Raw genomic sequence first — 14201 nt, 5'->3', positions numbered from 1 at the left:
CTATACGATGTTCTAAGGTCGGAAACTGTAAAATGTCGGTATGTCCCTAAAAGGATTTACTTAGACATAAAAATTAATGAAATTATATTTTTGGAGTTATAAAAACATGGGTGTTTGGGAATATGTACTGATCATAGCTATCGGAATAGCTGTGGCCGCCCTTGCGTTTTTGGGTGTTCATACCATGAACATGCGCGCCCTAACGCAGGATTTAAAGATCAAACATGAGGAAGCAGAAAAAAGATTAGCAGAAGCAAGATCACAAGCCGATGATCTTGTAAAAAAAGCACTGAGAGAAGCAAAAGAATTAGCAATCAATGAAGGCCGAGATTTTGAACGGGCTCAACGAGAAAAAAATCTTGAAATAAAGAAAATTGAAACTCGCATTCAAAAGCGCGAAGAAACCATTGAAAAAAAAGCTCAACAACTTGAACAAAAAGAGAAAGAATTAAAAAGAAAAATAGACTCCATCGAAGTTGAAGAAAAAAAAGTTCTGGAAGCACTTAGGAAGGCTGAAGACACTGTTGAAGAAAGCAAATCTCGTCTAGAATCTGTGGCACGTCTTTCTCAAGAAGAAGCACGAGAACAACTCAAAAAAGCAATTGAAGTTGACGTACGTAAATCAGCAAGTGCAGAAATTCGTGCAGCAGAAGAAGAAGCTCGAAAAGTTGCGGATGAACGTGCAAGGGGTATTATTTCAACTGCAATTCAACGGATTGCCAATGAGTTTGTAACCGATGCCACTGTCTCCGTAATTACACTTCCAACAGATGATATGAAAGGCCGCATTATTGGCCGCGAAGGGCGAAATATACGGACAATTGAGCAAGCTACAGGAGTTGACTTAATCATTGATGACACGCCCGAAGCTGTTATTATTTCCTGTTTCAATCCAATCCGTCGAGAAATTGCAAAGACAGCTATTGAGCGCCTCGTCGCTGATGGACGGATTCATCCTGCACGTATTGAAGAAGTCGTCCAAAAAACACGTTCTGAATTTGAACAAATGATCCGTGAAGCTGGTGAAAGATCCTCATTTGATTGTGGAATAACAGGCTTACATCCTGAAGTGATTCAAGCTTTAGGCAAGTTAAAATACATGACAACAGGAGGACAATCTGTTCTTCAACACTGTATTGAAACAGCTCAGATTGCAGGAATTATTGCTGCCGAGCTCGATCTCAACGTCCGATTGACAAAAAGAGCTGCATTGCTACACGATATTGGTAAAAGTTTAGATGAAGAATCAGAAGGAAATCACTCTCACGTAGGTGCACTCTTTTTACAAAAATATGGAGAATCTTCTGAAGTTGTTGAAGCAGCAGCAAAACATCACAACGAAAACTTACATGGTTTAAATGCAATCACAGTGATAGTTCAAACAGCAAATGTGTTGAGCAATTTTCGTCCTGGGGCACGCAAAGAATTTCTTGAAAAAGCAATCGATAGACTGCGTGATATGGAATCAACAGTTGAAGGCTTTGAGGGCGTTGAACAAGCATATGTCATTAAATCAGGCCGTGAAGTACGCGCCATGGTATCACCAACAGTCATGGATGATGAAGCAGTAACCTTACTTGCAAAATCTGTTGCCAAACGCCTACGTAGCGAACTTCATCAAGCAGGAAATATTAAAGTAACCATGGTTAGAGAACAGAGAGCGACACATCTTGCAAAATAAATTTACTGCCCATTCGTTTTCTGGAGATTCTTCATTTTCTTCAATTGCACAGCTCCTTAAACCAAGTCATGAGAGTATAAAAGTTCTTATGATTGGTGACGTTTTAGGTAGAGGCGGACGAAGAATTTTAAAGAAAGTTATTCCGCAATTAAAGCACGAAATTCAGCTCGATTTTATAACAATTAATGGAGAAAATCTAGCGGGTGGCTTTGGAATTACCGAAAAGATATTTGATGAAATAAAAACAATGGGAATAGACGCTGTCACAATGGGAAATCATTGGAAAGACAAATCTGATGTCCATAATATTAGGAAAAAACATAGAGATCTTGTTTTACCACAAAACCTTATTGGAATTTCACATATAGACAAAGCTCCCTCTTTTTTTATTAAAGAACGCAATAAATCCATTCATATTATTAATTTGATGGGCAATTTTGCAATGCGTGAAGAATACAAAAGCCCATTTGAATTTTTATTAAAAGAAAAAGAAAACTTTCTTGATAAAGTTAAATCAGGCTCTCATATTGTCATTGCAGATATCCATGCAGAAGCAAGCTCAGAAAAACAAGCAATTGCTTGGATGTATGATGGCATTTTAGCAGCACTTATCGGAACTCACACTCACACACCGACCAGTGATGAGCGTTTAACAGAAAATGGCACTGCATTTTTAACAGATATTGGTATGACTGGACCTTATGACAGTGTCATTGGAATGAATAAAGAAAGAATTATCAATCGATTTTCAAATCCAGGTATTAAAATGGCACATGAAGTTGCAGAAAAAGATTTATGGTTTAATGGGTTTTTAATCGAAATATGTCCAAAGAAAAATTTGGCTTTCGCTTGTCACCGCTTGCAATATCGCTCAGGATATGAAGAAAATTGGATAATAACTTCATTGAATAAAATAAATTAATTTATTTTTGCTGTAACGTTCGTATTAACGCCACTTGCCACACTAAACTCCTGAGCTGATAAAACAGCCCCTGTTACAAGTGAAGTTACGACTAATCTATATTTTCCAGGAACAATCCATAATTTTTTTTGAATATTATTTGAAAGTAAAAGTTCATTTTCGGATCCTAAAACTTCACTTTTAAATTGCTCAAGTTCTTTTGAAAATGCTTTTTGCAGACTCACTGGCACACGAAATGAAATATCAGAACAATTTTTTGCTATTGTGGATTTAATAGCGAATTGTCGAGCAAGTTCAATTCGTGTCTGTACATCCCAAACTCCTCGAATGGATTCTGCATTAATAGCAATCTGAGGGGCATCTCCTATATCAAGACCAATTTTTCCATTATTTGCTTTACATATTTCATCAAAACTCAAATCCATTTTTTTAGCAAAATACTGTCCATCAAGAAATATTGAAGTCAAAGGCTTTTCAATATTACTAGGAATATCACTTAAACTCGTTGCACTCATTGAGGAGAGCTGTGCAGTTTCAATATTAAAGTTTAAAGATGAATCAATTAATTTAATTTGTGCACGAACCACAGCTCTTGGCTGCATATTAGATATATTTAATTGAATTCCAACCAATGATTTTCGACTTTTATCTAATTCAAAATTATTTTCAAGCTCATTGATAGCCGTTTTAACTAAAAGAGAAGTTATTCGAGGCCATAAAAATGAAATTGTATCATTATAAAATAAAACTGTATCTGGAGAATAAGCCAGATAATAAGGTAATTCTTGAGAGTTTTCTTTTAATAAATTTTTTACGCTATTTGCAATAATTACAAGTTTACTCGCTGTTGAATCTGCATCTTTTGCAGAGAGATGTCGATTCAAACTTGAACAAAAATGAGACATATTAACAATTCTTCTATATGCAAGATAAGAACTTTGTGGCATATAACGAATCATTTTATTATTTAAACTTGAAGCATGCAACGCACATGAGACGAGAGATTTTCTTAATATATCAAATTCATTTCGCATTGAATTTAATGATGCAAACCATCCAAAATCAATTAATGTTTCTGAAATTGTTTTTGTCAATGTGCTAAATTTATCTTGTTCGATTCTTGCAAATAAAAGCTCATTTCCACCTTCAAGAATTAATTTTCCGGTATTTAAAAATCCATCTTCATCATATTTTAAATCTATATCTGAATTATTAATAAAATAACCAGAAAAAGGTATAAAAGTTTTTGTTGATTTATTTTTTGCATCTTTAGGTTCAAAATAAAAAAAGCGCATTGAACTATTGATAGCAATATTACTTTTACTTTTATTTAATAATGCCGGAATAACTCCTTGCAAGGTCGCACCAGAATCCTTATCAAGTTCTAAATTAGAATTTTTTTCTTGCCGCCAAATATTTTGAATTTCTTTAAAAGATCCATTTACTGTTTTTGATAAAAGTGTTTGCTGAAACTTAATATGTTCCTCTTGATCAGACTCTATTTCACCTTTTAATATTGATAATAATGGAGAAGAACCAATTCGACTGACAAATTGTAGTGAGTACTGTGTTGATATTCCTGTTTTTAAATTATCTGTTCCAGCTACCAATAAACCTATAGGAATATTTCCTAAATTTATAACATACCAGGCATTGTATTTTGAAGGTGTGGAAGGGTTATCTGGTGATGGAAAATCTTTGAATTCTTGTGCAGCATTTGCAGTATTTACTTGCGAAATACCGGTTTCAATTTGAAAGTCCTTTTTTCCCAGAAAAATAATAGCTATGGATGCACTTAAAGCTGACAAGCCAAATAAACTTAGAATAATAATCTTTGATTGTTTGGACATAATATTCCCCATAGGCTAAAAACAGTACTGTATAAACTGTTAGCTGTTTAATGGCTACGGTTTATTGGAAAGAATAACATGAATCGCATTTCAAATAAAAATAGACTTAACAAAGTTTTGAATTTCAATATTCCTATTTTTCTATCATTGCTCATTCATGGTGCATTTTTTCTTTATTTGTTCTTAACTTTTAGGGAGAATAAGATTGAAAAAAAAACCATAATAAATAATTATCTATCTGTAACTTTAAACAGATCTTATTCTCTTCCACCTCCTGAAAAAAAATTACTAAATATAAAAAGCCTAAATAATCATGAAAAACAAAAAAAAGTTAAACAGAAAAACATCATAAAAAAAACTGACAAAAACGCTTTATCTGAAAATGAAATCAGTAAAAAACCAAGTATAAATAATATAATTAAAGAAGAAGTAAATATTGAAAATCAAGAAATAAAAAGTAATTTTATACAAGAACTACCAATAATAATTAAAAATCCCTTTGGCTTTTTAAAACTTCCAACAAGTCTGCTTGGACAAAATTTTTTTCCAAGAAAATATGAAGTTTTTATAAAAATATCAAAAACAAATACTGAGATTATGAATCTCGATTTAATTAACCTCATTCCTTTGCAAAGTAAAAAAACTTTTCTAGATGAAACTATAAAGAAAACCTTCGCAAACCAATTAAAGCTACTCTCAAAAAAACAAGTCACAGACTTCCTAAGAAGTGCTTACAAGCAAACTCAAATTTCTACGAACCTTGCGCTCTTAAATGAAATAGATACCATTCGCTTAGTCCTTGAATTTCATGAACCAAACTGATAACCCATTGTCAAGTATGTGATTGTTACACCTCCCTTTTTGGAGCACTTATCGTATGACATCTTTCTTTAATCACACAACGCCTCAGGATATTCTAACTCTAAAAGAAACAAGAATATTTATTGTTGGAGATATTATTCTCGATACTTATATCGAAGGAAAAGTGAGCCGTATATCCCCTGAGGCTCCCGTACCGGTGGTTCTTGAAAGCAATAGAAGAGCCGTTCCTGGAGGTGCTGGAAATGTTGCTGCTAATGTTGCTTCCATGGGCGCAAAAGCCTTTCTTTGCGGGCGCATTGGCAAAGACTCCGAAGCTCATATCTTAAAAAAAGTTCTTGAAGAACACTGCATTGAAACAAATTCTCTCATCGAATCAAGCAAAGTGCCAACTACGACAAAAATGCGAATTATGTCAGGCAATATGTCTGCCTCAGGAGCACAACAAATTGTTCGAGTAGATAAAGAAAGAAATGAAGATATAACTCCCCAAGAAGAAGAAAGTGTTATAAAATTTTATAACAAGTTTATAGAGGAAAATGAAAACTGCTGTCTTGTTCTCTCTGATTATGGAAAAGGGTTTTTGACTAAGAATTTGATTCAAAATCTTATATCTTTAAGCAATGAAAACCACATTCCAATTGTAACTGATCCAAAGAGTGAGGATGTGAATCGATATGCTCAATCAACAGTTATAAAGCCAAATTTAAACGAAGGTAAATCTGTATTCAAAGTGCAAAACCCAGGACTTCTATTAAATACATTTGAAGAAGAAATAGAAGCTATTGCTGACTGTTATTTAAAAACAAGTGAATGTAAAAACCTAGTTATGAGTCTCTCAGAACACGGTGTGATGACTCGAGGTCTTAATATAGAAGGAACTTTGAGAATCGCCTCTAATGCACTGCAAGTCTCTGATGTTTCTGGGGCAGGAGACACATTAATAGCTTTTATTGCAATGTGTTTAGCTGCTCGCTTTTCACTCGTGAGAGCAACTGAACTTGGTAATATTGCAGCAGGAATTGTCTGCGGAAAATTAGGAACAGCAACCCTCACTCCTTCAGAGTTTTTATGCGTCTTTAAAGAAAAAAGTGAAGCCACTCACCCAGAAAAAAAATTAGATTTAGATTCATTATCATTACTTTCAAAAGATTTTAAATCTCAAAAAAAACGAACTGTTTTTACCAATGGTTGTTTCGATATTCTTCATGCAGGACATGTAGAATATCTACAAAAAGCACGTTCACTGGGTGATTTACTTATTATTGGGCTCAATTCCGATAGCAGTGTGAAAAGACTCAAAGGATCAGCTCGCCCTGTACAAACTGAAAATGATAGAGCAAAAATATTAGCTTCGCTTGCCTGCGTTGATTATGTTGTCCTTTTTGATGAAGACACCCCTCTTGAAACCATTTTAGCAATAAAGCCTGACGTTCTTGTTAAAGGTGCTGATTATAATATTGAAAATACTGTTGGGGCAAAAGAAGTCGCATCTTGGGGAGGCAGCGTAGAGCTCGTTGCGCTTGTTCCTGGGAGAAGCACATCATCCATCATTCAAAAAGCGCAACTCAGATAAATTTCATTTGCAGAGCAAACTTGTTTGTTCACAATTTTTATTTTAAAACACTTTCGGTATGTTTATACTGTCTAAATTCAACGAGGAAAATTCAATGAAAATTATTGCTACAGATAATGCCCCTAAAGCTATCGGTCCTTACTCTCAAGCTATCGTTTTAGGCAATATGGTTTACTGCTCGGGTTCCATACCGTTAAACCCCTCTAGCATGAAAGTTGAAACCAGTGACATTGAAGGCCAGACAGAGCAAGTCTTTAAAAATATGTGTGCCATTCTAGAAGCAAGCGGGTCGGCAATAGAAAAAGTTGTTAAGACAACCGTTTTTCTTAAAGATATGAATGATTTTCAAAAAATGAATGGTGTTTACGAAAGACTTTTTAAAGGTCACTCCCCTGCAAGATCAACTGTGCAAGTAGCAAAACTCCCACTCGATGTCATGGTTGAAATTGAGTGTATTGCTTCTCTTTAATGTTTTTAAAAAATAAATAAAATAGTTTTTACTAGAAATAATTTTAATGTATTTTATTTTTAAAATACCATTCTCTTCAAAATATTGTTGCCAAGTTTATATTTGAGCTGATTCTTTTTCTATTTTTTTTGACTCATGACCAACGACAAGTATAAGATAGCTCAGCATGCGACAAGGAGGTCTCGATGAACATGAAAACCATGCAAAAGACAGCTATAAAGCCTATTCCTTCTGCAACAAATTTTAATGCACCACAAAAATCTTCTTTTTTAACACGACTTTTTGGCCTTGAAAGCCAAAAAATTGCTGCTAATTTAAGAGCCGAAAACCAAGAACTCATTCTTATGAATCAAAGAAATATGGAAGCAATAAAAACTCTTTCAGATCAGCTTGCAGATAGCTTAAGCTTTCAACAAGAGCATTTTAAGCAGGTTTCTGAGCGCCTTAAAATAATGGAAGCATTGCCCGAAAAACAAGAAGCGCTCCACCAAAAAATAATGGATTCTTTTGATCGTGCCACATTCTTTATTCAAAATGCTTCACAAGATCTTATTCAGTCAAAAACAGCTTTATTAACTACACAAAATGATTTCATTGAAAGTGCTGGAGCAATTGAAATTGCCGAGTTCATGAGAACCTTCTTAATTACAAATCTTCTTACAAAACAAATTCGATTCGTTATTCAACTTTTTATTGAAGACAAAGCCAATCCAAAAGATGCAGAACCACATCTCATAAAACTTCAGAAAAACTTACAAATAGTCCAACATCAAAACTCTCAAATAAATTTTAAATTAGAAAAATATAATTTAAGAATAGAAGAGAGCGTATTTAAACCATACGCGCCTGAATTACAGACCGCTGAAGTCACTGAAAACTGCTCACAAGATGAATTCTTCCAAATTATTAAATATTCACAAAAGGTGGGTATTTTTGAGGAAGGTGAAAAAATTAAATCTTTAGTTATTTCTGAGTCACTCCCGGCAATTTCATTTTTTAATAGAGAAAAATCGACTTGGTCCGTTAAACGCAGAGCAAAAGTTGTAATATTAAAACCACTCTAATTAATTTTTTAAATTGATAAAATTATTAAATATTAATAGAATACAAATCAAGCAGTAGCATACCAAAATATTAATTGAAAAGTTAATTAAAAACGTTATACAACTTTCCAATACTCAGCTATTATATCAACTCGTATTTAGATATTTGAGGAAATAATCGTGAGAATTAAATACATTTACATTTTTATATATATAATACTATTAAGTATAATTATAACTATTATTACTATTAAAAACAAAAGGAACGTCACAATGTATACCAATTCTGATATTTATAGCGACAGCAAAACACTTACCATAAACTTATCTGAAACTCCCCAGATACCTTGGAATCATTTAGATACCTCAACAAATGTTATTGAAACCTTTGCTTCCGCTGTTTTTGGCAATCTTATAGATTCACAAGAATATAATTCAAATAGCAATTCATTTAATTTAATTGATAATTATTCATGTAAAGATAAAAAGTGCTCTATTCAGTTAAAAAAGAATATAAAGTTTCACAATGGCAGAAATGTAACAGCATTCGACATAGAATTTTCTTTTACCCGTTTTTTAACGCAAGAGCGAGAAAATAATTTTGCTTTTACTATTCTCAATGATATTGAAGGTATCGAAAAATTAAATCCAGCAAAACAAATAGAAAAAAATGGAATATCTTATTTCTCAGGCATGCTAAATGGATTAAAAATCATTGATAATTATAATTTAACAATTGATTTAAAGCAAAATAATCCTCATATATTTGAAAAATTAAATTCAGGAAGACTTCCTATTGTGCCCATCGAAGAACTCAAATCAGATTATATTCACTGGAAAAACCTACCTGTGGGTTTTGGCAGATATAAAGTTGTTGAAGTAGATTTAAAAAATTATGAATTTATATTAGAGAATATGAGTAATGAAAATATTCCACAATACATTCGTATTATTTTTAGCAATCAAGACATTGGAGATCTTAGGATATTGTCTCATATGTCCGACTCTCAGTTTGATGGAGATGTCGTATTTCCAAGCGTCTATGTAAATGGTGGTTTTCTATTTAACTTTAGTACAAAACTTGGAGCAAACGAAAACTTTCGCATGGCAATCTCTCTTGCGCTCGATAGAGAAAAAATAGCAAATACAGCTGAAAGCAATGAATTAATCGCTGAAGATCAAATGCTTCCCCTCTCCTCTGTATTAAAAAAATATCGGAAAAGTGAAGCTATAACATCTCAAAATATCTCTTTAGCAAAAGAACTCCTTAAAAAGGTACCAAAAGAATTATGGGAAAATAAAATCTTAAATGTACATAGTTTTTGGACATTAAAAAAGAACTTCAATGAGTTAAAATATATTCAAGAAATAAAAAAACAATTATCTGAAGTTGGCCTCAATCTTGTTTTTCACAATACAGATTTTAATTATACAAAATTTAACAGAATCGATGAAAATGTATTATGGTGGACTGGTTTTGATACTTTAACAAATGATCCAAACCGTAACTTTGGCTACTTTATGAAAGGATCATTTTTTAATCATATTTATCCAGAGAATAATAGTCAGTTTGAAATTTTGTTTAATGAATCCGCCCAACAATATATAGAAAATCCAGAATCCACACAAAAATTAAGCGCTTATTTTAAAGACAATAATTATATGGTTGTTATTTTAAACGTTAAAAAAAGAATGGCATACAAAAAAGAGAGAGTTGAATTTATTGAGCCCCAAAATAATAGCGTTAGAATAGAGTTATGGAAAATTAAATTAAAAAATAACAATATATTTTAGGAAATAATTTGAAAAATTACTTTAATAATTTATCTTTTTATTCATTTATAAAAATTGAATTATTCTGCTTAATACTACTCAGTTTAGTATTAGTAGAAAATTATATTTACTATAAAAAGAATATGAATGAAATTTTTTATTCAGGTAGCGGATATATTCAGCATTTATCTAAATTTAATAATAGTGACGATATATTAACTAGGCTCATAGAATTTTCTTTGTCAATTTATAACTATGAAAAAAGTAATTCCAATAATTTTTCAGTTGATATTTGGAATTGTCAAATATGTGGTGAAAAAAATAGCCCCATTTGGAGCATCACAGATATAGAAATAAACGAAGTAAGAAAAAATATAATAAAAGATAATTTAAAAAGCAATAACTCATTTATTATTTTTAATAAATATTTATATATAGCAAATATTTATGAAACAAAAAATAAAGAATACAAAGTCGTTTATTATAAAAAATTTATCTTCTTTTTTGGCTTACCATTTATATTTTCATTAGTTTTTTTAAATATAATATTCTTTTTCTTTTTAACTTTTTTTATAGCTTTGCCATTAAGAGTTTTTCATGCTCGAAAACAAGACAAACTTATTAGTAGAATTAGAGTAAATACAATAAATAATACTGTAAATTTAATTAAACACAGTTTAGACAATCAATTTAACGTTTTAAACTCAACAGGCAATAAAGATGAAATTGTTAAACGAGCAATTCATTATAATCAACAAGTTGCAGAATTAATAGATGAATCCAGTTTTACAAGTATCAATCCAGAGGAGTTCATTAAAAGCTTTGCAAAATTTTCGAATATAAATATTCAGGTAATCATAAACATAAATACATTTAATGAGATTAACTATATAAATAAATATTTAGAACATGCTATTATTGTACTTATTGACAATGCTTTACATGCAAGTGTTCAGGCAAGCCAAATTAAAATAAATATTCTTCAGAAAAAAAACAATTCTAAAGTTACTATTGATATTACAAACAACGGCACCCCCATAGAAGAATCTATTAAAAATAAAATATTTAGTGGATTTACCTCTAAAAAAGATGGGCATGGAAAAGGTCTTTCTAACTTAAAAGAAATGTTAAATAGATCATCTGCTGATATCATTTTACTAAAAAGTAGACAAACAACTTTCAGAATTACTCTACCTTGTTTAAAAGACTCAAGATGTCGGATAATAAAAAATATGACTGAGCAAAAAATCCCAAAAATTATTTTAACAGAAAACTTTAAAACGAAAAAGAGCGATCCACTTGTCATTTTGCTAGAAGATGAAACTTTATTCTGGAACAGTTGGAAAGAAAAAATGACTGATGCGCAAATTCTTTGTTTTGAAAATCCAGATTCGTTTTTTTCACATACGATTGGAATGAGAATAAAAAATGAGCCCTTTTTGTCAAAAATAGATCTTATAATTTGTGATTTTAACTTTGGTGATTACGATCTCATTGATAGCGAATTTTTCAAAGATATTTATAAATATTCTGATGATTTATTTACAGGAAACATTATAATATGTTCATCGTTTGAAAATAACGTAAAAAATAGGGTTCCCTCAGAGTATTTAAAATTAATTAAAACATTTCTACCTAAAAAACCAATAAAATATGAAGATATTATTATAAAATTAGCTTAAATTACCCTCGATATAAAGTTTAATATTGTTCACTGATTCGTTCTCATATAACTTTTTAGAAATTAAAAAAAGAGATGTATCATAAAAACAGTCTATGTCTACATTATTTTCTAATATAGTGAGCATTAGCTTAGATAATTTTCTATAAGAATCTTTTGACAGTTTTTCTTCATAAATTTTCATAGTTTTAATAAATGATGATTGATTAGCAATGTTTAAGGTTTTTTCATTCATTATCTTATTTATCAGGCTAATATAATTAATTTTTAAAAATTTGGCTATGCTACAGCAGAGATCAAAATTATTTAATACACTTAATGGATTTTCAAAATATCCTTGCAGCGTCAGTTCACACGAAATATCTAAATTTTTTGTCATTATCTCATGAGATTCTTTAGAAAAAGAAAAATAATATTTCAATGACTCGCTGGGAATTTTATTCTGATTATTTAATATACAATTTTCATATTGTGCTAATACTTCAGAATCACAAATAAGCAAAATATTATTTAACTCATGCCTAATATTCTCTTCTAATAATTTCTTATCCATACACAACACCTTATAACGGATTTAGTTCTAATAATTTATAAAATGTCAATTTTACATAAAAATTGTCAAAATAAAATGATATTATAATATATTTCAAATAAAAAGTATATAAATTATGTTAAAATAATAGATTACCAATAAAAATTTAATTAAAAATTTGAATATTTCAATCTTTATGTATAAATTAAACTCTTTATCCATATAAGGATAAAGAAAGGTTTATGAATGAAAAAAAAACTACTATTTATATTAGTCGCCACAATAATTATTCTTTTATTTTTTATAATACCTAAATTTAAAAAGGAAAATAGTATGTATAGTGACTCGGATCTTTATAATGACAACAATACTTTAACAATAAATTTAGGAGAAACACCTCAAATACCATGGAGTTATATCGATACCGAAACAAATGTGGTCGAGACCTTTGGTTCTGCCGTTTTCGGTAATTTAATTGATTTAGAAGAGGTCAATACCAAGCGAGATCCTTATATACTTGTTGAAAACTACTCATGTAAAAATAAAAAATGTGAAATTAACCTTAAAAAAAATATAAAATTTCACAATGGCAGAACGGTTACTGCCTATGATGTGGAATTTTCATACGCAAGGCTTTTACTTCAAAGCAAAGAAAATAATTTTGCATTTTCAAATCTTGATGACATAGTGGGAATAGATAATTTAAAAGAAGCGAAGTTTGAAAATATTCATAATCTAAATTATCCAAGAAAAATTTTAGATGGTTTTGAGGTTGTAGATGATTTTAAAATTATATTGACACTTAAAAGAAACAATCATTTTTTACTGCAAAAGCTTTCCACAGCTTTTATGCCTATTGTCCCCATAGAAGAGCTCGACGAAAAATATATCGACTGGAAAGGTATTCCAATAGGTTTTGGTCGCTATAAAATACTTAAAGCAGATCTTAAAGACTATCAATTTATCTTAGAAAAGACTTCTAAAGAAGACATTCCGAAATACATCCGAATTATTTTTAGTGATAAAGACATTGGAGATTTACGATTTCTTTCACATTTATCTGAATCTTTCTTTGAAGGCAAAGTCTTATTTCCAAATATTTACATCAATGGAGGATTTTTATTTAATTTTAAGTCTCCCCTAGGAGCAAATGAAAATTTTAGAAAAGCAATCACATTTGCTTTAGATAGAGAAAAAATAGTAAAAACCTCTTCAGATAATGACATTGTCGCAGAAGATCAAATGTTGGCACAGTATTCTTGGCAGGAACGCTATCGCTCAAGAGAGCCAATAACAAAGCAAAATATTGCTTTGGCAAAGGAGCATATGGCAAAAGTCCCAAAAGAACTGTGGGAGAACAAAGTTCTCCCTGTTCATTCTTTTTGGCCAATTAAAAAAGATTTAAATGAAATTGGTTATATAAAAGAAATTAAAAGACAACTTTTAGAAATTGGAATAAATTTAAAGTTCTATAATACTGACTTTAATTATACGAAATTTAAAAAAGATGATGAAAATGTCCTCTGGTTTACGGGTTTTGACACTCAAACAGATGATCCAAATGCAAATTTTGCCTATTTTAAAACAGGCTCCTTTTTTAATAATATATATCCTGAAAATGACGAAGAATTTTTAAAATTATATGATTTATCTGTAAATAATTTTTTAAGTAATCCAGAGCACACTCGACAATTAAGTGAATATTTTAAGAGAAAAAATTATATGATAGTTATGTTTAATCTAAAAAAACGATTTGCCTATCGCAAAGATAGAATTAAATTTTTAGAATCCATGTACAGCGGTGTTAGACTGGATTTATGGAAAATTAAATTAGTAGATTTTAAATTATTTTAAA

11 protein-coding genes are annotated in these 14201 nt (G+C 30.6%); 9 read left to right on the top strand and 2 right to left on the bottom strand.

Annotation, left to right across the window (positions count from 1 at the left end):
• Window positions 1-106: 106 nt before the first annotated feature.
• Both rny and GCL57_RS11485 read left to right on the top strand, forming a co-directional pair.
• Entirely contained in the window at window positions 107-1681 is a 1575-nt protein-coding gene (gene rny / locus GCL57_RS11490; protein ID WP_161597730.1) for a ribonuclease Y, read from the top strand.
• Entirely contained in the window at window positions 1671-2603 is a 933-nt protein-coding gene (locus GCL57_RS11485) for a TIGR00282 family metallophosphoesterase (RefSeq protein WP_152213494.1), read from the top strand. The genes rny and GCL57_RS11485 overlap by 11 nt, the downstream gene beginning before the upstream one ends.
• Here the strand turns inward: GCL57_RS11485 and GCL57_RS11480 are convergent.
• On the bottom strand, window positions 2600-4453 hold the full coding sequence (locus GCL57_RS11480; RefSeq protein ID WP_152213493.1) for a hypothetical protein: 1854 nt from the start codon (window positions 4451-4453) through the stop codon (window positions 2600-2602). The two genes, GCL57_RS11485 and GCL57_RS11480, sit on opposite strands and share 4 nt — an antisense overlap.
• Before the next feature lie 78 nt (window positions 4454-4531).
• Here GCL57_RS11480 and GCL57_RS11475 point away from each other — a divergent pair, with 78 nt between their 5' ends.
• The 6 genes from GCL57_RS11475 to GCL57_RS11450 all read left to right on the top strand — a co-directional run bounded on the left by GCL57_RS11475 (window position 4532) and on the right by GCL57_RS11450 (window position 11815).
• Window positions 4532-5275 (top strand): hypothetical protein, encoded by a 744-nt coding sequence (locus tag GCL57_RS11475; protein ID WP_152213492.1) that lies wholly within the window; start codon window positions 4532-4534, stop codon window positions 5273-5275.
• A 55-nt stretch (window positions 5276-5330) separates the two neighbouring features.
• Window positions 5331-6848 (top strand): D-glycero-beta-D-manno-heptose 1-phosphate adenylyltransferase, encoded by a 1518-nt coding sequence (gene rfaE2 / locus GCL57_RS11470; RefSeq protein ID WP_152213491.1) that lies wholly within the window; start codon window positions 5331-5333, stop codon window positions 6846-6848.
• A gap of 94 nt (window positions 6849-6942) precedes the next feature.
• The gene (locus tag GCL57_RS11465) at window positions 6943-7317 is read left to right on the top strand and encodes a RidA family protein (protein WP_152213490.1); all 375 of its coding nucleotides are present in this window, start codon (window positions 6943-6945) and stop codon (window positions 7315-7317) included.
• A gap of 185 nt (window positions 7318-7502) precedes the next feature.
• Entirely contained in the window at window positions 7503-8381 is an 879-nt protein-coding gene (locus tag GCL57_RS11460) for a hypothetical protein (RefSeq protein ID WP_152213489.1), read from the top strand.
• 252 nt (window positions 8382-8633) lie between these two features.
• The gene (locus tag GCL57_RS11455) at window positions 8634-10154 is read left to right on the top strand and encodes an ABC transporter substrate-binding protein (protein ID WP_152213488.1); all 1521 of its coding nucleotides are present in this window, start codon (window positions 8634-8636) and stop codon (window positions 10152-10154) included.
• Window positions 10155-10162: 8 nt separating this feature from the next.
• Entirely contained in the window at window positions 10163-11815 is a 1653-nt protein-coding gene (locus GCL57_RS11450) for an ATP-binding protein (RefSeq protein ID WP_152213487.1), read from the top strand.
• Here GCL57_RS11450 and GCL57_RS11445 read toward each other — a convergent pair.
• A complete protein-coding gene (locus tag GCL57_RS11445) occupies window positions 11807-12367 on the bottom strand; it encodes a hypothetical protein (protein WP_152213486.1) in 561 nt (186 codons plus the stop codon). The genes GCL57_RS11450 and GCL57_RS11445 overlap by 9 nt on opposite strands.
• A gap of 312 nt (window positions 12368-12679) precedes the next feature.
• On the opposite strand from GCL57_RS11445, the gene GCL57_RS11440 reads away from it, so the two are divergent.
• A complete protein-coding gene (locus GCL57_RS11440; protein WP_161597729.1) occupies window positions 12680-14200 on the top strand; it encodes an ABC transporter substrate-binding protein in 1521 nt (506 codons plus the stop codon).
• Window position 14201 lies beyond the last annotated feature (1 nt).

The sequence above is a fragment of the Fluviispira multicolorata genome (assembly GCF_009208585.1).
Lineage (GTDB): Bacteria > Bdellovibrionota_B > Oligoflexia > Silvanigrellales > Silvanigrellaceae > Silvanigrella > Silvanigrella multicolorata.
This window is presented reverse-complemented; position numbering and strand designations above follow the sequence as displayed.